This window comes from Candidatus Dactylopiibacterium carminicum (genome assembly GCF_014736495.1).
GTDB lineage: Bacteria > Pseudomonadota > Gammaproteobacteria > Burkholderiales > Rhodocyclaceae > Uliginosibacterium > Uliginosibacterium carminicum.
The window spans coordinates 33,820-56,767 of record NZ_MDUX01000020.1 but is presented as its reverse complement, the minus strand read 5'-3'; the positions used below and the strand labels follow the sequence as shown (position 1 = coordinate 56,767).

Sequence of the window (22,948 nt, the reverse complement as noted above, 5' to 3'; positions counted from 1 at the left end):
TGAAAAACAGTATTTCATGAAGCTCGGGGCTGTCTAGGAAACCCGGGGCGATTCATTATGCATTTCCTGATGAACTGGAAGCGCCTTTATCGAACCAAGGACGTCGGATCGGGGCGCTCGAACAAGGCATGTTCGGCCAGCAGCACAAGCGGATGAAGGAGAAGAACCGAGTGAAGCCCCATTTCGGGGATGCTTTGTACGCAGAAATAAAAACAGCCCCAGGGCGGGGCTGCATACAAACTTGCACTCAAGGTATTTTTGGTGGCGGAACACGGAACTGACCCCGCGTCCGTTTTCTGGGCCAGATAGTAACGCATTGGCCTTGAGGCCGTGGATTCGACGATTTGGCCGTTTGATAAATCAGCGGGTCTCGCCCGCGAGCCGCAAGGCTTGATCGATGAGCGCCTGCGAAATACGGTAGCCGTTGGCCTGCATCCGTTCCAATGCGGGTGCGACGCGTTCCAGCTTGCCGATGCGCTTGGCTTGCAGCAGCACACCCAGCACGCCGAACAGGGGCACACCTTGGCGGGTCGCCGTTTGACGGCCACGGCGCTCGTCCATCAGCACGCCACAGCTCAGCGCGTGCGCCAAGCTCAGGGCTTGCGCCTCGCCTTCGTCGAGGTGGCCGACGGCAGCGGCATAGACGGCGTCATCGCGGTCGGCATGCACCTGTGCACGGTTCTGAACGAAGGCGGCGATGTCGACCGCACCCGGGCGCGAGCGATCTGCCGTGGTTTCATCCAGCACCTTTTGCGGCACATGGAGAACATCGAAAACAGCCACCAGCAGTTCCAGTTGACCGCACCCGGCCAGCGCAATCAGCGGCCCGGAATCGGAAACGACGACAGGCCGGTTCATTGCGCCGCATCGAAGGCAGCGAGTTCCTGCTCCAGTTCCGCCGGATCGTGATCGACCACCGGGATGCCCTGCGCAGAGAGATGCGCCAGAAACTGCGGCAGGCTCATCCGAGCCAGCTTGGCGGCACGCGCGGAGGTCATCTCGCCGCTCTTGAACAGGTTCACGGCCAACGCCGTATGGACGCCCGCCTCCAGCAGATCCTCCGTGAAGGGGACGCTGACGAACAGCGGCTGCCCGTGCCGGGTGACGAGCGCAAGCCGACCTTCCTCGGCCTCACGGCTGAGGTCACCGGAGCGTTCGCGCAGTTTGCGGATGGTGAAGGTGTGCATGGGAGTCGCCTCAAATTGTTCCCCTATATTGGGTCACAAATCCACATCCGCGTCAAGGATCACGGTAGAGGCCAGCTTCCAGTGGATGCCCCTCAACAGGCTTCGATGTTCCAAATCAACTTTTTAATGGTAAATTAGGAGAATAAATGGAACATCTCGCCGACACCCACGCCCAGCGCGTCCTTGATCTGGCTCGCCAGAAAGGGCTGCTGCGCGCCAGCGATCTGGACGCCATCGATGCGCCCCGGGTCGTCCTGACGCGCCTGACCGCCGCTGGCCTGCTGGACAGGGTCGGGCGCGGCCTCTACCGCCTGCCGAACCATCCGGCCTCGGAGCACGAAGGCCTCGCGGTCGTGGCCGCCAAGGCACCGCAAGCCGTGTTCTGCCTGCTGACGGCGCTGCAATTCCACGGGCTGACCACGCAACTGCCGCATCAGGTCTGGATCGCCATGCCGCGTGGCAGCCACGCGCCCCGCATCGACTGGCCGCCGATCCGAATGGTGCAGATGACGGGCGACGCGCACGCGGCGGGCATCGAGGAACACCCGTGCGACGGCGCGACGCTGCGCGTCTACAGCGCGGCCAAGACGGTCGTGGACTGCTTCAAGCACCGCAACAAGATCGGTCTGGATGTGGCGATGGAGGCGCTGAAGGATGCGTGGCGGGCGCGGAAGGCATCGGCAGACGACCTGTGGCGCTACGCCAAGGTTTGCCGGGTCGCCAACGTGATGCGGCCCTATATGGAAGTGGTCGCCCATGAGTAATCGCGCGGCCTAGCAGCCATGAGCGTTCGCCCGCGCGCGTGACCGACCGGCTGTGGTGATCGGTCGCGGCTTCCATGCGAATTTGCATGGAGACCTCGACGATGCCCCGAAATTGCGCGCACTGCGGCCAAGCCTTTCAGCCCCGCCCACAAGTCCCGAACCAGAGCTACTGCTCATCCGCCGAATGCCAACGCGCCCGCAAGCTGCGCTGGCAGCAGGACAAGCTTCGCACCGATCCGGACTACCGCGACAACCAGCGTGACGCCCAGCGCGCGTGGTTCAACCGGCATCCAGACTACTGGCGCGCATATCGTGCCGCCAATCCCGATGTCGTGGAAAGTGGTCTGAACGGAGGAGCCGATGGCGTGGGCAAGGGTCTTGCAAAAATGGACGTGTCAATTCTGCCGTCCGGCCTGTACCGGCTGCGGCGAATTCCCGCGCCTTTCCCAGAGGAAAGCGATGCGTGGCTGGTCGAGATCACGCCCGTGAACATCGACTGCGTCTGCAAAAAGGACGTGTGCAAAGAGATGACTTGATCGACACCCCGGCGATCCGCCCGTAACGTCGTCTCCAAACGGGTTCTCGAACATCCTGTGCATGGCAACGATTCCAACCGTGTGCGCGGCGTCCGCTCGGCGGTAGCGCAACCATTGAGGGGAGCGGCAGACCCGAAACGTCAACCATCGAAGTGACAGGGTCTATGCAATCGAACGAATCGTCTCCAAGCCCTTCAGGGTCAGGCCCGGTGTACCGCGCCGCGCAATACGTGCGCATGTCTACCGAGCACCAGCAATATTCGACGGAGAACCAGGGCGACAAAATCCGCGAGTACGCCGCCCGGCGCAACATCGAGATCGTCCGCACCTACGCCGACGAGGGCAAGAGCGGCCTGCGCATCGACGGCAGGCAGGCGCTCCAGCAACTGATCGCCGACGTGCAGTCCGGCAAGGCCGACTTCCAGATCATCCTCGTCTACGACGTCAGCCGTTGGGGCCGGTTTCAAGACGCGGATGAGAGCGCCTACTACGAATACATCTGTCGCCGCGCCGGGATTCAGGTCGCCTACTGTGCCGAGCAGTTCGAAAATGACGGCTCGCCGGTGTCCACCATCGTCAAGGGCGTCAAACGCGCGATGGCGGGCGAATACAGCCGCGAGCTGTCAGCGAAGGTGTTCGCCGGGCAGTGCCGCCTGATCGAGCTGGGCTTCCGGCAAGGCGGGCCAGCGGGCTACGGCCTGCGGCGCGTGCTGATCGATCAGTCCGGCTCGGTGAAGGGGCAGCTTTCGCGCGGCGAGCACAAGAGCCTGCAAACCGACCGCGTGATCCTGCAACCCGGCCCGGACGAGGAAGTCACGGTCGTGAACCAGATCTACCGCTGGTTCGTCGAGGGCAACCTGTTCGAGTCGGAAATCGCCGACCGGCTCAACGCCAAAGGCATCGTCACCGATCTGGGGCGGGCATGGACACGGGCCACCGTGCGCGAAATCCTCTCCAACGAGAAATACATCGGCAACAACGTCTACAACCGCCGCTCCTTCAAACTCAAGAAGGTACGCGTCGTGAACCAGCCGGAGATGTGGATCAAGAAGGAAGGTGCGTTCGAGGGCATCGTGCGATCCGATCTGTTCTACACCGCACAGGGCATCCTGCGCGCACGAGCGCACCGGTACACCAACGAAGAGCTGGTCGAAAAACTGCGCCGCCTGTTCCAGCAGCACGGCTACCTCTCCGGCCTAATCATCGACGAAGCCGAGGGGATGCCCTCTGCGGCGGCTTACGCGCACCGCTTCGGCAACCTGATTCGCGCCTATCAAGCAGTGGGCTTCACGCCGGATCGGGACTACCAGTACCTCGAAGTCAACCAGTTCCTGCGCCGCCTGCATCCGGAGATCGTCGGCCAGACCGAAAAGATGATCGCCGAAGTCGGCGGTGCGGTCGCCCGCGATCCGGCAACCGACCTGCTCACGGTCAACCGCGAGTTCACCGTGTCGCTGGTGCTGTCGCGCTGCCAGTTGCAGGGCAACGACCGCCGCCGCTGGAAAGTGCGCTTCGACATCAGCCTCACACCCGACATCACGGTCGCCGTGCGCCTCGATGACAGCAATCAGGCTGCGCTGGACTACTACCTGCTGCCGCGCCTGGACTTCGGGCAGCCGCGCATCCATCTGGCCGACCACAACGGCCTCGAATTCGAAAGCTACCGCTTCGACAGCCTGGACTGCCTCTACAGCATGGCCGAGCGCAGCCGCATCCGGAGAGCCGCATGACAAAACCGCACCAAGCCACCAACCTGCAAATGATTCCGGTCGACCAGATCGCCGTGCTCAACCCGCGCGACCGCAATGGTCGCGTGTTCGAGGAAATCGTCGGCAACATCAAGAAGATCGGTCTGAAGAAGCCCGTCACGGTGACGCCCCGCGATGACCTGGAGGACGGGAAACGCTACCTGCTGATCTGCGGCGAGGGCAGGCTCAAGGCGTTCAAGTCGCTTGGAGAGAAGGAAATCCCGGCACTGGTCGTCGCGGTCAACGACGAGGACGCCTTCATCATGAGCCTGACCGAGAACATTGCCCGCAGGAAATACAGTGCGCTGGAACTGCTGATAAGCATCGAGCAGTTGAGCGAACAGGGCTACGACAAACGCGTCATCGCCCAGAAAACCGGCCTGAGCCTCGACTACATCAGAGGCATCCTGCTCCTCTTCGAGAAAGGCGAGGAGCGCCTGCTGGCCGCCGTCGAGGTCGGGCGAGTTCCGCTCAATGTCGCCATCACCATCGCAGGCGCGAGCGACGAGGAAGCGGTGCAGGCTGCATTGCAAGAGGCCTACGAAAGCGGCCAATTACGCGGCGGGCAACTGATGCAAGCGCGGCGCGTGCTTCAACGACGCAGTGCCCTCGGCAAGACACTGGCCCACCGGCCCGCACGCAAGGGGGCTGCCGTCACCACGACCAGCCTGGTACGCAACTACCAGCACGAGGTGGAGCGGCAAAAACTGATGGTCAAGAAGGCGGAGTTCGCGCAGCAACGCCTGCTATTCGTCGTCGAGGCACTGCGCCAGCTGCTGGCCGACGAACATTTCTCGAACCTGCTGCGCGCCGAAGGCCTGGACACCATGCCCAAACAGCTGGCCGAGCGTGTCTGGGCCGGGGGCCACTCTGCATGAGCCAGCAACCACTGGGGTTCATCCCCGAGCCGATCACGCTGGCGTTGGATCGAATTCTGCCGTCACGCAAGCCGCCAGAAGGACTTCTGACTTCGCGCAAATTCAAGCAGATCGTGACGTCGATGGAAGAAGTCGGTCTGATCGAACCATTGAGCGTGGGCAAGGCCGACAAGAAAACCGGCCAGCACGTCCTCCTCGACGGGCACATGCGCCTGCTGGCCCTGCGGCAGCTCGGCTACGTCGATGCGCCATGCCTCATCGCCACCGACGACGAAAGCTACACCTACAACAACCGGATCAACCGCATCTCTTCGATTCAGGAGCATCACATGCTCCGGCGCGCGGTCGAGCGCGGCGTCGCGCCCGAGCGGCTGGCCAAGGCGTTGAGCGTGGACGTCAGCCTGATCCACAAGAAAGTGAGCCTGCTCGACGGCATTTGCCCGGAGGCTGCAGAAATGCTCAAGGATCAGCACTTCGCCGCCAACCTCGGCTCGGTACTGCGAAAGATGAAACCCACGCGACAGGTCGAGTGCGTGGAACTGATGCTGACCGCAAACAACATGACCGTCGCCTACGCCGAGGCCTTGCTCGCAGCCACGCCGCCGAACATGCTGGTCAGCGAGAAGCGGCCCCGGAAGCTATCCGGCGTCACGGCGGAACAGATGGTGAAGATGGAGCGCGAAATGGGTAACCTGCAGGGACAACTGAAGATGGTCGAGAAATCCTACGGTCAGGACGTGCTGCTGCTCGTGCTGGCGCGCGGCTACCTCTCCAAGCTGATCGACAACAAGGCGGTGTTCCGTTTTCTGTCGCAACGCCAGCCCGACGTGTTGGCCGAGTTCGAGAACATCATCCAGACCGTGGCGCTGGATGGCAAATGAATGCGCCGGATCGCCGATGCCACTGCACCATCGCACATTGCCCTGCCGCTCGACGATGACCACGGCGAGGCAGCGATGGCCGCGCATCGCAACGCTCCCGATGCCGGCCCAGCTTGCCTGTATGGACTGATCGGCGACGTCGCCCGCGCGGGCAGCGAAGGCACGGAGACCAACGCCGTGGCCATCGCCGCCAACTTCATGGCCTATCTATCCTGTGCGGTCGGGCGCGGCGTGTACCTGCCCATCGGCAATACCCGCCACCACGCGCGCCTGTTCTGCCTGCACGTCGGACGTTCGGGCCGTGGCCGCAAGGGCGATGCGGTATCGCTGGTGCTGCGCATCGATCAGGCGTTGCGCGAGATGGACGAAGCCTTCGCGCCACAGATTCATCGCGGCGGCCTCTCCAGCCGCGAAGGGCTGGTGGCGTTGATGCACGACGGCTACCGGCAAGGTCGGCAGGACGTGCCCGCCATCGAGGACAAGCGCCTGTGGGTGGTCGAGTCGGAATTCGCCAACGTGCTGCATCAGGGGCGGCGCGACGGCAACACCCTGTCGGCGGCGCTGCGCGACTGTTGGGATGGCGTCGACCTCAAGCCCGCCACCAAGTCGAACCGGCTCTACGCCTTCGTCCGCGCTGACCGGCACGACGAGCGTGACCACCTGCGAATGGAACTGTCGCCGCAGGCGCAGTGGCGCTACGCCCAGCTCTACCGGGGCGAGTTGAACGACGATCTCGGCGACGGCGTCGCCGGTGCATTGCTGGAGCGCCGCGCTCCGATGCTGCTGCGGCTGGCGATGCTGATGGCGCTGGCCGATCTGCAAACCCGTATCGACACCCCGCACATCGACGCGGCGATGGTGTGGATTCGGCACGCCACGGCCTCCGTCCGCTTCGTGTTCGTCAGCGCCGCCGAGGAAGCGAAGCTGGCGCAGGTGCGGGAACTGTCGAACCGCGTGCTGGTCTTTCTCCGCGAACGCGGTCAGGCCACACGCAGCCAGATCAGCGCCGAATGCTTCAAGGGCAAGATGCCGAAGGCGCGGATCGACGCCGGTCTGGAGCACCTGTTGGCCAGCACGCCGCCGAAGATCAGCGTGCAAACGGTCGAGCGGCCCGCCGATGCGCCGGGCACGCCGACGCGCGTGTACCGGCTCGCGTAGCGCGAAAGCTCATTTCGCTCGTTTCGCCGAGCCAAGACGCCTGCAAACGCTTGTCGGGCCTCTCATTTCGCTGATTTCGCTCATTTCGCCGGGTGCTTATGCAAACGCATCAAGCCGGGTGAAGCAAGGCATTGACCGCTTCCAATAGTTCTCCGGTCAATCGGTAGATGCCCGGTCGCTTGCTCTCTCGCGGGCCAGCGACGTTCAAGGTCTTGATGGTGTATTCACGCAGCCATGCAAGAACACTGGCCGCCGCATCTGCTGTGACCCCGGCGTCGAGCTGCACAATGAGATGCGGCTGACCTCTCTGCCGGGCGAAGGCTTCGGTTGCCAGCGTCCCGCCGTCCAGTTCGCCGAGATTGACGATCAAGGTGCCATCACTCTCCTCCACATTGCGTCGGGTGCGTTGGCGGTAGCCGCCATCGGCCAGTTCCGTGAGCTGGTATTTCAGTGGGACAAGGCCATCCTCGGCTTCACGCCCGTGCGGGGTTCACCCTCCGTGCGGATAGCCGTGCTTGATGGCGAAATCCAGCGCGCCGCGATCCGCCCCCGTCTGTCCATCGGAGACGATGCGTTCGCAGAAGCGAAGTGGTTCGGGGAACGGACTGCGAAACGGCGGCAGCGGAAACAGCGTGCCGTCTGCGAGTATTTCCGTGCGTTCGTCAATGCGGTGATTCGGGTCTTCGAAAGGCTTGTCGTACACGACGCGATACGCAGTGCCGACTTCCTCTTTCAGCCAGCGGGACAGTTGCACTCCGCGTGCGTGGAAGGCAGGCCAATCCCAGTCGTCGGCGTTGAAAGCGTCGGAGTAGAACGCCGTGCGGTCGAACTCGATGGCCCAGTCGGCGAACTTGCGCCAAAGCCCTTCGGACATCGGGAAAGAATCATCCCAAAACGAGCCGTCGCACAGGTTCGGCCCGACACCGCCCTGGTCAGGACTTTCCACCAGCCACAGGAACGGCGCATTGCCGTAGTCCACCATCACGGTGAGGACTGGAACGAACGGCGGGTTTCCGACATTGCTCATGATTCAGTCACCCTCAATCGTCCTTGCCCCACGCATTTCCTATCCACAGCCCAATGGCCAGCGGCACGAGCCAGTTGCCGGCGTTCCGGGTTGGGGCCGAAGGGGCGATGCTGTCGTAGCTGATGACAACGGGTGGCGCGATGTAGGGCTGGTTGTGGCGAATGCGCCACCACGCCTCCGCAAGAATGCTGACGCAAGCAAATGGCAGCAGCGCCAAGAGCAGCAATATGGCCGGGACGATCACGATGCAGGACACGCCCCACACGGCAGCCAGCAGGCACGCGACGATGAAACTCACAACCAGCCGGGTCAGCCAGTCCTCCGCCGAGGGGACGAAAGCAAACAGGCACCCCCACACGATGAGGAACAGCACACCGCCCCAAAGCATGAGGTGGTCTTCCATCCGCTCCGAGAAAAACGTGCCGAATGGCATGCCCAGCGCCTTTTCCCGCGAGACGCGCTTGCGTTCCTCTTGCCGCAGAAATTCTTCCTGCCTGCGTTTTTCCTCCTGCCACCATGACTGGAGCGAATCCTTGAAGGGTTTGCGCGACACGCGCGACACAGGGCTTGCGTCAGTCTTCGTCCCGGCGACCGCTACCAGCACGGCAGGCTCAGCCTCGGCGCTTTGCGACGCCTTCTGCTTTGGGGAATGCAATGCGCCGAGATACGCGCAAAGCACCAGCGCGCCGAATACCCCAATCGCAATCGATGTCCCGTCGCCCGCGCCCGGCATCAGCAAGGCTCCGCTCAGGCAGAACGCGCCGAACACCGCACCGCTGCCCGCCAGTGCGCCAATCAGGTGCGCGATGAAGCGGTTTTTCCCGCGCACCGTTCGGCGCGTGGCGATGACGCGCCAAACCCATGCCTACGCGGCGAGCATGCAAAGCAGCATCAGCAGCACGGCGGCGTTTGGGTTCATAGAACCTCCGTATCCTGACTGCGCGGCCCGTTTGCGCTATCGGCAGTGGCGAGCCACGGGTGATTCAGAACGGTGTCCTTGACGAAGACGTGGTCGTCTTCGATGTCTTCGGGATCGCCCCGCAAATCCCAATGCTGCGGATCGAACTCCACCGCGAAAAACCGGAGCAACTCCGCCTTCAAGGCCGCCGCCAAGGTGGCGCGCGCCATGATGCCCTCCAGTAGCGTCGTGTTCTCGTATTTGCGCGTGACGCGCAGCAGCACGCGCTGCGGATCATCGGTGCGCAGCACCGTCAGCACCGCCTCCTGACCCTCCTCGTCGATTTCCATCTCGATTGGCAGATCGCCTTCGCCGATCTCACGCCCCCAAGCCACCAATTCGGGGAATGGGTCGAACACCTCTGACAGGTGAATCGTGGCTGTGGCATCGTCGAGCGTCAGGTGCAGCTTGGCCCAGCCATACTCCTCCATTTCCAGCCGGATAGCGAGCTGGGCATCCTGCAGGCCGGGGCGGAGCACGAACCACTTGGCGGGCTCCTCTGCGGGCCTGCTCAAGCCAGCACGCGCCCAACGCTCGGTGCTGTACGAGTGCAGCACCCCCGTATTGCCGCAGACGAAGAACGGCGTGAGCGCCGTCCACGCGCCAAAGCGATCCGAGCCACGCAGGCTGTGATACCACTCCATCAATTCGCCATAGCTGCGCCAGTCAAAGCGCGACGAGCCGGTGATGCGAACGAGACCTGCCGGGTTGTCGAGGACTTCGGTGACGTAATCGAAGGACTCGTGCAAGCTGCGGAAAAGACCGGGGCCGGGCCTGAGCGCGAAGAAGCCATCGAGGCTCAAATACGCGAATGCTTCGGGCGTGTTGTTTACTCGACCAAGACGCACGAAAAATGTGCCGATCTGTGCATGGGGCGACTTCAGCGGGTCAAGATTGTGCAGATCGTTTTGTCCGCCATCACCACCGGCGGTTTGATCACGGCGTTGCTTGGTGATCCAAAGGTCGCCCAAATTGCCACGGTCGTTTCGACTTTGTTTTCGACCATCCTGCTGGTGTTGACGTCGTATATGAAGGACGTTGACCCCGGCTAGCAAGCGGAGAAGCACAAGAAAACGGCCAGTGAACTGTGGGATATACGGGAATCCTATTTTTCCATCCTTTCCGACCTTCACGACGGCAATCTGGACATTCCGGCAGCGCGGGAGAAGCGCGATGCGCTGCAAGCAAGGCTCGCGGGCATCTATGCCGCAGCACCAAGAACGAATGCCAAGGCCTACGGAATTGCCAGTGATGGCTTGAAGGCGCAGGAGGAATTGACGTTCTCGGACGAGGAGATCGACAAGTTTCTGCCCGCCACGTTGCGCCGGGCTTCTTCCGCTTCGCCGAACACCAAGTAAGGAACCGATATGGCACTCAATCTGGCGAAGGCTGTCGTTGGCTACCTGAAAGACCGGCCCGAAGAGAAGTTCACCGCGCGGCAGATCGCCGAGTGGGTGTTCGCCACGTTCCCCGCCGAGTGTCAGGCCAAGAAGGCAGGCAGCAAGTTCATCACCAACGATGCCGAGCTGGTGCAGCAACTGGTTGCCGAGATCAGCTCGCAGCGTCCGGTGTTGCAGAAGCGGCACACGGAGGTGAAGACGACGGAAGGCCGTCCGCGCAAGTATTACTACTCGGAGAAGTCCGACAGCGCGGAAGTGGCGGCGGTCGAAAGCGCGGCGGCCATCACTGCGGCGGACGCCGGGCAGCCCAAGCTCGACGAGCACGCCTTGTACCCGCTGCTCTCGCAGTATCTGTGGGAGGAGTTCGACTTGTATTCCAAGCGTGTGGACGAGAAGCGGTCGTCGAACAAGCGCGGGCCGAACGGCAACCGCTGGCTCTACCCAGACGTGGTGGGCATGGAGGACTTGGGCGCGGACTGGCATCAGGAAGTGCGCGACTGCGTGACCCAGTATTCCGACAAGCGCACCAAGCTGTGGTCGTTCGAGGTCAAGCTGCTGATCAACCGCTCGAACGTGCGCGAGTGCTTCTTTCAGGCGGTGTCGAACTCGTCGTGGGCGAACTTCGGCTACTTGGTCGCGGCGGAGGTCGGCGGGCAGGACACGCTGAAGGAGTTGCGGATGCTCTTCGCGGCCCACGGCATCGGCTTCATCAAGCTGGACGTGGACAACCCCGCTGACAGCCAAGTGCTGATTCCGGCCCGCGAGCGCGACGAGATCGATTGGGACATGGCCAACCGACTGGCCACGGAGAACAAGGATTTTCTGGAGTACGTGAAGCTGGTGAAGCAGTTCTACCAGACCGGCGAAGCGCGCCGGGCGGACTGGGACGTGCCCGAGGCGGAGGAGTGAGGGTTATTCCAGATGGCCGACCACGTCGAGGCGTTCGTCACCCCGCTGAAGCGCGCCGAACCAGCCGTCGCGGGAATCCGCGCGGGCGCGGCTCACCAGCAGCGTGAAGCCCTCGCAGCCGCGCATCTTCGCGGTGGCGAAGTCGGTGGTGTCGAATTTGGCCTCGCGCACCAGCGTCGTGGCCACCGACTTCATGGCCGACTCGAACAGGTCGAGCAGGTTCTCTTGCAGACTGGCGTCGATGTTGCGCGCGGTCACGTCGTCGATGACAGCTTTCTTGAATCGGTTGCTCATGGTGGTTGCTCCGTGGTCGATACGGATGACATGAACGCGCTGTCTGGCCGAGAAGCCAAGCGCGTTCGGATGCTATGGGGATGGCGCGTTGCGAAGCCGCCAACCCAAACCGGGCGTGGCGGCTGACAATCAAGAAAACGAGGGAGACGCGCGATGGCTTTGGGACGGGTGGAAAGAATCCTGATACTGGCGAAGACCTATCCGTCGCCGAGCGCGCAGTACGTGGAAACCTCCTGCGTCGCGGGCATCGCCCAAGGTGGCGCAATGCGCCGCCTTTTCCCCGTGCCGTTCCGGATGGTCGAGGATGGCCAGCAGTTCAAGAAGTGGCAGTGGATCGACGTTCGCGTCGAGAAGGCCAACAAGGATCACCGGCCCGAAAGCCACAAGGTTTACGTCGATACCATCAACTGCGGCGAGGTGATCGACACCAAGAAGGCGTGGGCCAGCCGGTGGGAATGGCTGGACAAGATGCCGTCCTTCGAGAGTTTCGACGCCATCGATGCTGCCCGCCTTGCCGATGGCTTATCGCTTGCCCTGCTGCGCCCCAAGCGACTGCTGGGCCTCGACATCACGAAAGCTCGCAACCCGGACTGGACGGACGAGGAGCGCGAGAAGCTGCTGCAAGAGCAGATGCAGGGCAATCTGTTTTCGGAAGTCGAGGAACGCAAGCAGGTGAAGCAGTTGCGCAAGGTGCCCTTCGACTTCCACTACCGCTACGTGTGCGACACGCCGGAGGGCGAGAAGGAACACCGGCACAAGATCGTGGATTGGGAGGCGGGCGCGCTGTTCTGGAAGTGCCGCCAGAGCCACGGCGTCGATTCGGAGCAGCCGTTTCGCGCCAAGCTGGAGGAAGACCTCGGCAGCAAGGAACTGATGTTTTTGATGGGCAACCAGCACCGGTTCCAAGACCAGTGGCTGATCGTCAGCCTGATCTACCCGCCTAAGCGAACGCCAGTTGACGACCGGCAGATGTCGCTGCTTTGACGACGGGGATGTGTTCGATGTCCGCGTCGCACTGCTTGCTGACGGCGTCGGCCACCATCGAGCGGTGGCAGAAATTGAAATCGGCCTCGTAGCACAGCAGCGCGCAGGTCGAGGATTGCACCAGATCGGCCAATTCAGCGATGGCGTCTTTCTGCGTCTTCAGGTACTTGAGGAAACCCGCCGTGTAGCGTTTCCAATCGCCATCGGCCCGGTAGCCGTCGCGCACGGGCCTCGGGCAGCCCAGCTCGACGATGTGGACGTACTCGAGGCCGGAGAGGTTGAGGACGTTGGCCAGCGCCTTCTTCGAGAAACCGGGTTTGCGGGACAGGGGCAGCTCGCGGATGTCCACGACGGTTTCAATGCCGTGCTCGGAGAGCAGCGACATGAAATCGTCGATGTCCAGTCCTTCGTAGCCGATTGTGAATACAGTCATTCTTTTCTGCCCCTCTAAACAGGTGATTTTACCGGAGGCTCCCCCGGAGGGGCACCCCTCCCGGACAGGTTTTGTGGTCATCACAGCAGCGCCACCTCGGCCTTGCGCCGCGCCACGAGGCCCGGCAGCACCTTGCCGCCACCATAGACCCAACGGCGCAGCTCTGTCGCGGCGGCGGCCCAGTCTTGCTGGTTCACGCGACGCCGCAGGGTCGAGGTCTGCAAGCGCCCGCCACCGAGGTTGAAGGTGAAGTCCACGATGGCCGCCAGCCGCCCTTCCGGCTCGGTGGCCAGCACCGGGCAGTGGCGCAGCGTGGCGGCCAGCGCCGTGTTCAGGTCACGGGCCAGATAGGCTTCCGCCTCGGCCTCGGTGATCGGCGGGTGCTGGGCGTCGCACAGATGCCCGTAGCCAATCGTCCAGAACCCTGCCGGGCACACGTAGGGATGCGCCCGGCCCGGATTGTTCTTCGGCACGCGGTGGAAGCCCTCGAACCGCTTGGCGAGCGCGATGGCCGCCTGCGGCATCAGGATGCTGCTCACGACTTCACCCGCTCAAACACGCGACCGAGGAACCAGAAGTTCAGCACACCGGCCCACAGCGCCTGATCGGCCTCGCTCCACGCCGCTTGGATCGCCGCGATCCAGTCGATGTTCGCGTCCACCGCGCCGACGAAAGCGGCGGTCTTGGCCGCGCAGTAGAGCGCCATGAACCAGTAGGTGATGACCGGGCGCACGCTGCACGACAGCGCATCCACCCAGCGCACGCCCGACAGCTTGCCCTGCGCGCCGACCGCTCCCTTCAGCGCCTCGATGGCTCCGGCGTTCCACGCGGCATCCGCCGCCGCGCCGATCTCGGCCATCCGCTGCGCCCCGCGCAGCTTCTCGAACTCCAGCGCCTTGTCCTGCATCGCCAGTTCGTGGCCGCGCTCGCCCTTGCGGTCGAGCCACTTCAGCACTTCGGGCGCGAGGCGGAACACGCCGCCCAGCAGACCACCCAGCAGCGTCTCGATCATGGCGCACCTCCGGTCAGCTTGAGCTTGATGGCGGCACCGACCAGCAACGCGGCCAGCAGGCCCGTGGTGGCGACCTTGATGACCGTGCGCCAGACGGTGCGGCGGGCGTCGCGCCACGCTTCGAGCAGATCGCGCAGTTCGCGGATGTCGCGCGCGGCGCTGCCGTTTTCCAAGCCCAGATGGGCGAGGCAATGCTCGGCCCCGCGTTCGGCGGCGCGGTCGAGCAGGTCTTCGAAGTCCTCGCGGCGCAGGAGCAGCGTGTCTTCGGGTTTGGCTTCTTCGGTCATGGGCTTTCTCCAGAAATGCGAAACCCGCCCGATGCCGAAGCACCGGAGCGGGTTTCAGGGTTGAAACGAGGGTTGAGGAAGCGGTTTAGATGTCGATGACTTCCATCGGCAGCGACGGCGCAGCGCCCTCGATCACGTCGTCGCGCACGAACACGGTTTGCCCCACGGTGGCGTTGCCGCGCGCGCGGATCAGGCCGCCGCCGGGCAGCACCACCAAGGCCACGCCGGAGCCGACTTCGAGCACGGTGCCCGCTTGCAGCGGCGCATCGGGCAGCAACTGCCGGAACTGCTGGTAGAGGTTATGCATGGCTCTGCACTCCGAGGGTCTGCCAGACTTCCGGCAGCCCCGCTTCGACGCGCGTGGAGCGCACGATGCCGAGCCGCGCCACGCCGCCGTCCTGATAGGCGACGAACGCGCCCGGTTCGATGATTCCGGTTTCGGGCAGCACCGGCAAACGCAGCGTCACTTCGATCTGGCGGCCCGTGTCCGACAGGATGGCGATGCCGCGCTGACGTGCCGCCGCCGCTTGGGTGATGAGCGCATCCACCACCATCGGCGCGAGCACGTCGCCCGCCGTGCCGGTGCGCGTGACCTGACCGAGCACACCGGTTTCTTGGCCCGCCACGAACACGCGATTGTAGGCGGGCTTGTCGATCCAGCGCAGCGACTCGCGCGCCACCGTGTCCACCGGCAGCACGAAGTCTGGCGTCACCTCGATCTACCAATCCCACGGCACGACCGGATAGCGATGACGCACCCGCAGAATCTTCTCGGACGGATGCGGCAGCAGGTAGCCGCCTGCCGCGCCGACGATGGCGGTCAACGCTTCGATCCATGTGCCTTGCTTGGCGAACACGCCCGTGGGCACCAGCCAGTCGGTCAGCGCCCAATCCACCGTCCAGCCCAGCGGGATGCCGTTGAAGGTGAGCACGTCGTCCATCAACTGCCGGGCGCTGCGCGGCTCGGTGTTGGCCAACGCGATCACCGGCGCATAGGGCGCGGCCAGCGCCGCGCTGCGCCCGCGCCCGGAAATGCGGATGCTGGCGTCGCCGAACACGCGCTCGCGGCTCAGGTTCTCGGCAAGAACGTGGAAAGCGGTGCCGTTGACCGTGGCGATCAGCTCGACCGGCGCAGCACCCACGTCGGGCACGACCAGCGATTCGGCGATGACCGGCAGCGTGGCCTCGAAGCCCCATGCCCACGAATCGGCATCCAGCGACAGCGACAGGCCCAGCACCGGCACCGGTGTGCCATCCGGCCAGCGCGTCAGCGTCACCTCATTGATCACGAAATACACCCTCCGGTTGGGAACGAGCACCGACCCGGCGTCCGGGTGGTCGGAGTGCTCGCAGACGAACAACAGGTCGCCGTCGATGGCGGCGTCCTCGGTGAACAGCAGATGCGCGTTCGGCAGGTAGCAGGCCGCAGGCACCGGCGGCACGAACGGCACCGGCGGATGGCGGCCCGGCAGCGGGCGCATCGCCGCTTGGAAGAACGAACGCCACCAGCGGCGCAGGTAAACCGCGTTCTGGATTTCCTCGGCGTGGAAGTGCCCGGCGTGCCGCCGCGCCGTATCAAAGCGCGAGGTGCCCATGAACCGCCGGTCGCGCCAGCCGTCCTGATGCCGCAGCGCCCAGCGCAGCCATTCGGCGCGGATCGCGCCTTCGAAGGCCGAACTGCGCGTCGTGCGCAGCCGGATGGCGTCGGCGTGTCCCACCCGCCCACCGATTTGCACTGGCACGGCTTCTTGGTGCCCCGCCCGGTTGGCCACGGGCGGGCGCACGCGCGTGCTGTGGCGTCGGTACGCCACGCCCGCACGTGGGCCAGCCGCTGCCACGGCGCTCGGGTGGGCGCGTGTTCGCGCACGGTGGCCTCGCGCCGATCCTCGGCCCCGGCGTCGCGGCTGGCGGCGTGCCCCCAGCGGGTGGCGCTCTGGCCGGTGACCGGGCGCACCGCGTAGGACTGGTAGCGCGCCTCGGCCACCAGTTCCAGCGGCGGGAAGGCTCCGGTCAGCGCCACGTCCGTCACCGGCACGGCCTGCGCCGCGAACACCAGCGCGGGCAGCGTGGCCGCCAGCGCCGCGCCCGCCAGTGTCCCCGTGCTCGCCACGAAGGTGAGCGGCGGCAGGTTCGCCAGCAGCGTCGCCTTGGCGTCGGGGATGGCGGTGGCGGTGAAGCTCAGTTCCGGCAGCGTCGCGGCGAGGATGACATCGCCGGGTTCGCTCATGGGCTACCCCAGCAGGCCGGACACGATGCGGGTGTAGCCCCCGGCGTAGAGCGTGGTGGAAGGCAGGCGCAGTTCGCCCGCGCCGTTCAGATCGGACACGTCGCAATCCCACGCCAGCGCGCCGTCGCCATTGACGATGCGCGCCCACGTTGCCACGCCGCTGGCTTCGATCAGGGCTTCGCCGGTGGGCGTGATCGCCAACAGACCATCCTCGACCTCGCCAATGGGTTCGACCAGCACGATGGTCGCCAGCAGGTCGCCGTCCGGTTCCTCGCCGAAGTCCGGGCGCTCGCCGCCGTAGATCTGGACGCGGGCGTTTTCGGTGCCGATGGCGAGGAAGTTGATGACGGCGTTCAGGCGGTAGTCGTTGAGCGCGGTGGAAATCTGGATCACGGGGAAAGCTCCGTCATGAGTTGCGCGCGCAGGTTGTCGGCGACGACCGCGCGGTGCTGGCGTTCGTGGTCGAAGGCGATGACGAGATAGCGCGGCACGTCGTCGATGTAGTCGAACGAGTACGCGCCGGTGGCTGCATCGCTCCACGTCTCGCGCACCACGGCGTAGGTGGCCTGGTCGATCAGCAGCACGCGCCGCCGCAGTGGCTCATCGGCGATCACGCCTTTGACGCGGTGCTTCACCGTGCCCGCGATGCGGTGGCCGCCGTGGTAGTAGTGGTTGCGTTTGCCGAGCAGCGGACGCAAGGCGCGGTGGTGGTAGCCGACCATCGCCGCGTTGTCCGGCACGAGAACGCGGTGCGCCAGGGCGGTGGGCAATCGCCGATGCGCGGGAACGGGTGCGTCCCCCAGCACGGTCGGTGCATCTCCGGCCACGCGATGTACGCGCAGCGTGATGCCGTAGCCGAAGATGCAGGGTCGGAACGCCGAATACCACCGTTTGAAGTCGCGCCAGACCACTTCGCCATCGACCGACAGTTGCAGCAGCCACACGTCCAGATGGGCTTGACGCTTCACGTCGAGCCGCAGCGTGCGCCGCGCGCCGACCACCGCCCAGCCTGCCCACGCTTCGGCGATGTGCTCGTATTCGGAGCCGCTACTCGACCAGTACGAATGCGCCCAGTTGCTGTTGTAGACGCACAGGCGATGCCCTTCGTAGGTCGCCACGCCCGTCCACAGCCAAAAGCCGAAGTGCGGCGGCGGCGCAGCCGATGCCACGATCTCCACGTCCATCTCGAACCAGAAGTCGGTGGACAGCGGTGCATCCGTCAGCCGCCAGAAGTTCTGGGCGTTGTTGAACACCAGCTCGGCGGCCTGCTGTCCCTCGTTCCACGTCGCCGTGATGCCGCCACCGCCGCCGTTGCTGGCGAAGCCGGACGGAATGCCGGTGGCGAAATCCTCCTCAAACGGATAGGCCATCGATCAATGCCTCCACGGCCCGGTAATGTCGAACATGAAGCCGCTGGTGTTTCCTTCGCTGCCGTAGTCCACCGTCACGTAGAGGAACTTGCGATCCTCGTAGCCGATGACGTTGTCGATCTTCGTCAGATGGCCGTAGGGCTGGTTCTGGTGAACCCAGAATATCCCCGGCAGTGTGCCGCGCAGATGGCCGCCCGATTCACGTAGGTAGATCGGGTGGATGATCAGCCCGTAGTCCGGGCCGTTCGGGAACGGTATGGCGGCGGAGCGACCCGAGACGTTCTGGCCGTTCTGGTCATTGAGCGAGAGCATCCCGATGCGCACGTTGCCGCCGATGCCGGTGTAGTCGCGCAGGCAAATCTTGCCGGTGGTGTCCAGCGAATAAGCCGAGTAGGCATACTGCGATGGGTAGCTGAAGTAGTTGCCGCTGCCCGTGGGGCTGTAGTTTTCCGTGGCGATCAAGTAGGACGCGAAGTTGTCGCCGGGCCTGTAGCTATCGAAGTCGGTGAAGGCGTGCAGCACGCGCTTGTCGCCGCCAAGGCCAGAGGAATTGGCGAGGAAGAATCCCCGGTCGTCTCCGATCAGCACCCAACTGCGTGCGGCTGCGCCGCTGTCCCCGTTGTTCTCGTAGGCGGTCGAGCGCGCGTAGTACCACTTGAACCAGCCCGTATACATCGCCGTGCCGCTGCCGGACGGCACCTCGTTGCGCGTCGGCGCGCCCGGCGTGAACGGCGCTTGCGCACCGACGAAGGTGTCGATGTCGGCCATCCCTTCGGCGATGGTCACGCGCGCGAACTTGGCCCACGTCGTCGTGTAGCCTTCGGGCAGGCTGTCGTCCACGCGCAGGTAGTGCCGGTTCGACAGCGGATTCGGGCTGCGGTAAGCGCGCTTGTTGGTGCCCGTGAACACGGTCTCGAAGCCCAGCGGCGCGATCTTCATCGTGATGCTGGTCTGCGTGGTGGCGGGCGACGCGGGTTCTCCTCCATCGACATCCACACGGAAGCTCACCGTGGTCGAAGTGATGGCCGTGACCGTGAACTCGCCGTTGTAGGACGGCTGGTCGCAGCCCTCAACCAGCACCACCTGATCGACCACAAAGCCGTGGCCGGTGCCGATGGTCGCCGTGGCCACCTCGCCCGTGCGCGCAAGCGCCGTCACGGTTTTCAGGTTGAAGCCGGTGACGATGCAGGCATCGAGCAGTGCCGTCAGGCTGCCCCAGTTGTTGGTCAGCACGGGCGCTCCGGCGAACGCGTTGTGCATCCATTTGACCTTGTTGCTCATGGCATTCCCCTCAAGGACGATCCACGTCGCCGCGCACCAGCAAGGTGAAGGCGTCGTTGGTGACGGTTTCCGGGCCTTGTTGGATGGTGCGCACCACCCACACCGGGAACAGGCTGCCGGTGGTGTTGAAGCGCAGCACATTGCCCGTGGCCCAGCCCGATCCCCAGCCAATGGCGGCGAGCGTGAAGTACGGCTTGCCGGTAGCCGGGTTGATCGGCGCGATGTCGCTGCCCGTGGTGCCGGAGGCGATCACGCCGACGTGCTCGCCGATGACGTTGAAGGAGGTCGCGTTCGTGAACTGGATTGCCCAGCGTTCTGTGATCGCGCCCGCGTTCGTCACCACGATGGGGGCGAGCACGTCGTTGTAGGTAGCGGTGGCCGCGCTGCCGGTGATGGCGTCCAGAAACGTGCCGTTCCACGTGGTCTGGTCGAACAGGTTGGAGACGTAGGCGCGCAGGTCGCCCGACACCAGCGCCGAGGAGATGTGCGCGCCGATGGGATAGTCGTGGGTGATCTGGCGCGTGAAGGCCAGCCGCCCGGAGATCTGCACGTCCGAGACTTGGGCCATGTCTTCGATGCGGTGCTCGACGGTGAGCGGCTGCACGAGGCCCGTGACCACGCCGAAGGTGACGATGCCCGCTTCGAGATCGGCGATATAGTCGGTGGTGACGACCGCGCCGTTGCCGTCCAGCACGCGCACACGCGACAGGCGTTGGCGACCGCAGTCCACCAACTGCCCGCTGGTGACGGCGAGCGGCCCCACGGTGGCGGTGTGGCCGATGACCGCGAAGTCGCCCGCGCGGAAGATCGGCACACGTCCATCTTGCGGCAGCCGCACCGGATCGAGGCCGATGATGTCGGCATCCAGCGGCAGATAGGAGTACGCAACGGCGTTGTACCTGATGGTGTCGGCGAACACCGGCACCGGCTTGAAGATCTTCGCTACGCCGTCGATGGTCACGACCGCATTTGAGTCGTACCAGCTTTGCCCCTCGTTGCCAGCCGCCACCACCCACGCGCCGAAGCGCACGCGCACCACGCCGGTTTCGTAGTCGATGGAGCCGAGCACGTCGGTGCCGGTGATGTCGCCGTTGTTGTTGGCGCTGACGTTGATTGTGCCGCCGGTCAGGCGTGTGGCGAGGATTTGCAGGCTGGACGGGCGCACCGGCGAGGCCGGGACGCGGAAGGTCACTTCATCGACCGGCGAGCCGTCCAGCGTGGTGAGTAGCGAGCGCAGCGCCACCGCGTTGGCGGCGGCAGGCACCCACGCCGTGATGTTGGCCGCACCGTTGGCGTAGTTGATGCCACCCGCCAGCGTCGCCGCGCCCGTCACCGGGTTCAGGTCGTAGTACAGGCTGCCCAGCCGGTCGAAGTAGGTCTTGCCGCCCAGCGTGAAACAGATGCTGCCGGGGACGATGTTCTCGGCAAAGGTGGGCGTCAGGTCGATGGCCAGCGCGCCCGCCGTGAAGTTGTCGTTCGTGGCGTTGGACGTGCCCGCCGCGCGGTAGCGCACCTTGACGAGGCCACTTTCGTCCACGGGCATCGACGCGCCCGCCGTGATGTATTCCCAATGGGTGAACAGGTTGCGGTACACCGGCACGGTTGCGTTGTTGACGCGCGTCCAGCCGATCTGCGTGACGCTGTAGCGCGCCACTGGAATGCGCACCGTGGTGTCGGGCGTGAAATGGACGACGCCAGTCGAATAGTTCACCGAGCCGAAGGCCGTGCCTTGCGGATCGCGCAGCACGCCCAGTCCGTCGTCCTTGACGATCTTGATCGGGTCGATCTGGCGGATCAGTTGCAGCTCGGCGGGCGTGGTCGAGATGTACTCGTACAGGTCGATCAGCAGGTTCCACTCCAGCTCGACTGTGCCCGCGAAATCCACCTCCACATCGATGCTGCCGTCGCCGTTGCGCAGCGGCGCGTGGAATTCCTCCTCGTTGGGCGGCCCCCACGTGTAGGCGACGCTGTAGGTCTGGCCGCCCGCAGGCAGCGTGGTCGGCGTGATCTGGATCAGGCCGGTCTGGTAATTGACGGTGCCGATGGCGTTGCCGCTGATCACGCCCTTGCCGTTGTCGGTGGCGCTGCGGGCCGTGCCGTCGTTCCAGGTGATGGTCACCGACCCCGGCGTGACGCCTGCATTGGTGAGTTGCAGGGCCACCATCGGCGGCGAGATGGTGCTGGATGCGCGGTTGAAGTAGTTGGCCTTGCCACCCCACGCATAGACGATCTCGCTGCCCACGTCGGGCAGCGCGCCCAGCGTCACGGCCACCGTGCCGGTCGTGTAGCTCACGGTGCCGACGCCGTACTCCGGGCTGACGCCCTTGAGCACGCCCGCGCCGTTGTCGCGCAGGTCGTACCACTTGCCCTGCGCACGGTAGCTCACTTGCAGGGCGCCCGGCGATGGGCTGGGCACGATGGTCAGGATGTAGTTGTAGGAGCGGCTCTCGATGTCCACCCGAACGCCCGCCGTGTCGGCCACGCGGATCGGCGCGGCGGCAGGCCGGAAGCTGATGGTCTTGCTGCCCGAGTAGGTCGGAGCGCTGGAGGCCAGCGTGATCTGGCCGCGCCCGTAGTTGATGGTGCCGACCACAGTCGCGCCCGACATCAGGTCGCCGCCGTTGTCGGTAAGCGTCGCGCCGCTGACCGCAATCGACAGCGTCCCCGGCTGGATGGCGTTGCCGACCGAGAGCACGGTCGAGGAATTGAAGGCCACCGCCGAGGTGTAGGAAACGGTGCCGTTGTCCGATTCGATCAGGGTTTCTGAGGTGCCGCCTGCCGTCAGATCGAGCAGCGGCGTTTCGGTCTGCGCCGAGGGCTCCAGTTGCGTGAACACGCTGGTGACGCTGGCGGCCACGTCGCCGATGGCGACCGGCTGGGTGGTCTTGACCACGCCGCAATACTTGGCGGCATCGGCCACCACGGTGTCGCGGCACTTGGTCTTGCCGGTGGCCATCGTGAACAGGCGATCCGGCGGCGAGCCCGCGAAGTCGTAGCGCAGTGCATCGGACAGATCGCAGGTGACGACCACTGCCTGATAGTCCTGGATGCTGCTGCCCGAGCCGTAGCTGAAGGTGCGGGTTTCCGACTCGATGCGGGTGATGCGGATGTACTGCGCATACTCGTTGGACAGCCCTTCGTTCATCACCAGGAATAGGGTCTTGCCAATGGTCGGCAGCTCCGCGCCCACGCGCTGGAACAACTGGATGCTGCGTTGGCCCGCGATGTGGTTCTCCAGCAGGTAGCTGTTCCACATCGACCCTTTGTTGAGATAGGCCTCGATGCGGTCGCGCGCCTGCGTGCGGCGGTCGAACACCTGCTCGGTGGAGAAGATGGTGACGGCCACGCGCGGGTCGCCGGGCGGATCGGACACGACGACGTTGCCGCCCAGATAGGTGTCGGTGGTGTCGGTCTGGATGCTGGCGAACACCTTGCGCAGGTTCACGCGACCGCCCGCGCGATCCAGTTCCGAGATGTCGTTGAACAACGAGTTGCTCGCGCCGTCCACGATGACGTTGGCGGTGGGTGCGCCGCCGCCTTCGGCGACGTCGTCCATCACCTGACTGGCGACCAGCTTCACGTCGCCTGCAAGAATGGGCATGAAATTCTCCAGT

24 protein-coding genes and 2 pseudogenes are annotated in these 22,948 nt (G+C 64.7%); 9 read left to right on the top strand and 17 right to left on the bottom strand.

Features of this window, described 5'->3' with window-relative positions; translation table 11 throughout:
* Positions 1–360: 360 nt before the first annotated feature.
* On the bottom strand, positions 361–858 hold the full coding sequence (locus tag BGI27_RS08050) for a PIN domain-containing protein (RefSeq protein ID WP_095524362.1): 498 nt from the start codon (positions 856–858) through the stop codon (positions 361–363).
* Entirely contained in the window at positions 855–1,187 is a 333-nt protein-coding gene (locus tag BGI27_RS08045) for a UPF0175 family protein (protein ID WP_095524361.1), read from the bottom strand. The genes BGI27_RS08050 and BGI27_RS08045 overlap by 4 nt, the downstream gene beginning before the upstream one ends.
* Positions 1,188–1,333: 146 nt before the next feature.
* Between BGI27_RS08045 and BGI27_RS08040 the strand changes: the two genes are divergently transcribed.
* The 6 genes from BGI27_RS08040 to BGI27_RS08015 all read left to right on the top strand — a co-directional run bounded on the left by BGI27_RS08040 (position 1,334) and on the right by BGI27_RS08015 (position 7,152).
* Positions 1,334–1,951 (top strand): type IV toxin-antitoxin system AbiEi family antitoxin domain-containing protein, encoded by a 618-nt coding sequence (locus BGI27_RS08040; protein ID WP_095524360.1) that lies wholly within the window; start codon positions 1,334–1,336, stop codon positions 1,949–1,951.
* 86 nt (positions 1,952–2,037) lie between these two features.
* Entirely contained in the window at positions 2,038–2,487 is a 450-nt protein-coding gene (locus BGI27_RS08035) for a hypothetical protein (RefSeq protein ID WP_223871687.1), read from the top strand.
* 164 nt (positions 2,488–2,651) lie between these two features.
* A complete protein-coding gene (locus tag BGI27_RS08030) occupies positions 2,652–4,217 on the top strand; it encodes a recombinase family protein (protein ID WP_170942980.1) in 1,566 nt (521 codons plus the stop codon).
* Positions 4,214–5,113, top strand: a complete 900-nt coding sequence (locus tag BGI27_RS08025) for a plasmid partitioning protein RepB C-terminal domain-containing protein (protein ID WP_095524358.1) — start codon at positions 4,214–4,216, stop codon at positions 5,111–5,113. The genes BGI27_RS08030 and BGI27_RS08025 overlap by 4 nt, the downstream gene beginning before the upstream one ends.
* Positions 5,110–5,994 (top strand): plasmid partitioning protein RepB C-terminal domain-containing protein, encoded by an 885-nt coding sequence (locus tag BGI27_RS08020; RefSeq protein ID WP_095524357.1) that lies wholly within the window; start codon positions 5,110–5,112, stop codon positions 5,992–5,994. Before BGI27_RS08025 ends, BGI27_RS08020 begins: the two co-directional genes overlap by 4 nt.
* Positions 5,995–7,152: a hypothetical protein gene (locus BGI27_RS08015; RefSeq protein ID WP_223871686.1), complete on the top strand. Its 1,158-nt coding sequence runs from the start codon at positions 5,995–5,997 to the stop codon at positions 7,150–7,152.
* 109 nt (positions 7,153–7,261) lie between these two features.
* Here the strand turns inward: BGI27_RS08015 and BGI27_RS08010 are convergent.
* The 3 genes and pseudogenes from BGI27_RS08010 to BGI27_RS18865 form a co-directional block, all read right to left on the bottom strand.
* Positions 7,262–8,026: pseudogene (locus tag BGI27_RS08010) on the bottom strand (putative molybdenum carrier protein).
* A 166-nt stretch (positions 8,027–8,192) separates the two neighbouring features.
* Positions 8,193–9,008 carry a CCDC34 family protein gene (locus BGI27_RS08005; RefSeq protein ID WP_095524356.1) on the bottom strand — a complete coding sequence of 272 codons (816 nt, stop codon included), beginning with the start codon at positions 9,006–9,008 and terminating at the stop codon, positions 8,193–8,195.
* A gap of 86 nt (positions 9,009–9,094) precedes the next feature.
* A complete protein-coding gene (locus BGI27_RS18865) occupies positions 9,095–9,496 on the bottom strand; it encodes a hypothetical protein (RefSeq protein ID WP_420886925.1) in 402 nt (133 codons plus the stop codon).
* A 9-nt stretch (positions 9,497–9,505) separates the two neighbouring features.
* On the opposite strand from BGI27_RS18865, the pseudogene BGI27_RS18860 reads away from it, so the two are divergent.
* Both BGI27_RS18860 and BGI27_RS07990 read left to right on the top strand, forming a co-directional pair.
* Positions 9,506–10,495, top strand: a pseudogene (locus tag BGI27_RS18860) (SLATT domain-containing protein).
* A gap of 9 nt (positions 10,496–10,504) precedes the next feature.
* Positions 10,505–11,446, top strand: a complete 942-nt coding sequence (locus BGI27_RS07990) for a COG2958 family protein (protein WP_095524354.1) — start codon at positions 10,505–10,507, stop codon at positions 11,444–11,446.
* A 3-nt stretch (positions 11,447–11,449) separates the two neighbouring features.
* Here BGI27_RS07990 and BGI27_RS07985 read toward each other — a convergent pair whose 3' ends face one another.
* Positions 11,450–11,740 (bottom strand): hypothetical protein, encoded by a 291-nt coding sequence (locus BGI27_RS07985; RefSeq protein WP_095524353.1) that lies wholly within the window; start codon positions 11,738–11,740, stop codon positions 11,450–11,452.
* A 153-nt stretch (positions 11,741–11,893) separates the two neighbouring features.
* Here BGI27_RS07985 and BGI27_RS07980 point away from each other — a divergent pair, with 153 nt between their 5' ends.
* A complete protein-coding gene (locus BGI27_RS07980) occupies positions 11,894–12,724 on the top strand; it encodes a hypothetical protein (RefSeq protein WP_095524352.1) in 831 nt (276 codons plus the stop codon).
* Here BGI27_RS07980 and BGI27_RS07975 read toward each other — a convergent pair.
* The 11 genes from BGI27_RS07975 to BGI27_RS07930 all read right to left on the bottom strand — a co-directional run bounded on the left by BGI27_RS07975 (position 12,681) and on the right by BGI27_RS07930 (position 22,935).
* Entirely contained in the window at positions 12,681–13,157 is a 477-nt protein-coding gene (locus BGI27_RS07975) for a DUF488 domain-containing protein (protein ID WP_095524351.1), read from the bottom strand. The genes BGI27_RS07980 and BGI27_RS07975 overlap by 44 nt on opposite strands.
* Positions 13,158–13,237: 80 nt before the next feature.
* Positions 13,238–13,696, bottom strand: coding sequence for a lysozyme (locus BGI27_RS07970; protein WP_223871685.1), 459 nt, complete (start codon positions 13,694–13,696; stop codon positions 13,238–13,240).
* Positions 13,693–14,169, bottom strand: a complete 477-nt coding sequence (locus BGI27_RS07965) for a hypothetical protein (protein WP_095524350.1) — start codon at positions 14,167–14,169, stop codon at positions 13,693–13,695. The genes BGI27_RS07970 and BGI27_RS07965 overlap by 4 nt, the downstream gene beginning before the upstream one ends.
* On the bottom strand, positions 14,166–14,456 hold the full coding sequence (locus BGI27_RS07960; protein ID WP_095524349.1) for a DUF6127 family protein: 291 nt from the start codon (positions 14,454–14,456) through the stop codon (positions 14,166–14,168). The genes BGI27_RS07965 and BGI27_RS07960 overlap by 4 nt, the downstream gene beginning before the upstream one ends.
* 85 nt (positions 14,457–14,541) lie before the next feature.
* The gene (locus BGI27_RS07955; protein WP_095524348.1) at positions 14,542–14,763 is read right to left on the bottom strand and encodes a hypothetical protein; all 222 of its coding nucleotides are present in this window, start codon (positions 14,761–14,763) and stop codon (positions 14,542–14,544) included.
* The gene (locus BGI27_RS07950; protein WP_223871684.1) at positions 14,756–15,169 is read right to left on the bottom strand and encodes a hypothetical protein; all 414 of its coding nucleotides are present in this window, start codon (positions 15,167–15,169) and stop codon (positions 14,756–14,758) included. The genes BGI27_RS07955 and BGI27_RS07950 overlap by 8 nt, the downstream gene beginning before the upstream one ends.
* Positions 15,170–15,175: 6 nt before the next feature.
* On the bottom strand, positions 15,176–16,192 hold the full coding sequence (locus BGI27_RS18005) for a hypothetical protein (protein ID WP_223871683.1): 1,017 nt from the start codon (positions 16,190–16,192) through the stop codon (positions 15,176–15,178).
* A gap of 494 nt (positions 16,193–16,686) precedes the next feature.
* Positions 16,687–17,076 (bottom strand): hypothetical protein, encoded by a 390-nt coding sequence (locus BGI27_RS07945; protein ID WP_095524347.1) that lies wholly within the window; start codon positions 17,074–17,076, stop codon positions 16,687–16,689.
* A complete protein-coding gene (locus BGI27_RS07940; protein ID WP_095524346.1) occupies positions 17,073–18,053 on the bottom strand; it encodes a hypothetical protein in 981 nt (326 codons plus the stop codon). The genes BGI27_RS07945 and BGI27_RS07940 overlap by 4 nt, the downstream gene beginning before the upstream one ends.
* A gap of 3 nt (positions 18,054–18,056) precedes the next feature.
* Complete coding sequence (locus BGI27_RS07935; protein WP_095524345.1) at positions 18,057–19,334, bottom strand: hypothetical protein; 1,278 nt, start codon at positions 19,332–19,334, stop codon at positions 18,057–18,059.
* Positions 19,335–19,344: 10 nt separating this feature from the next.
* Positions 19,345–22,935, bottom strand: coding sequence for a hypothetical protein (locus tag BGI27_RS07930; protein ID WP_095524344.1), 3,591 nt, complete (start codon positions 22,933–22,935; stop codon positions 19,345–19,347).
* Between the last annotated feature and the right edge of the window lie 13 nt (positions 22,936–22,948).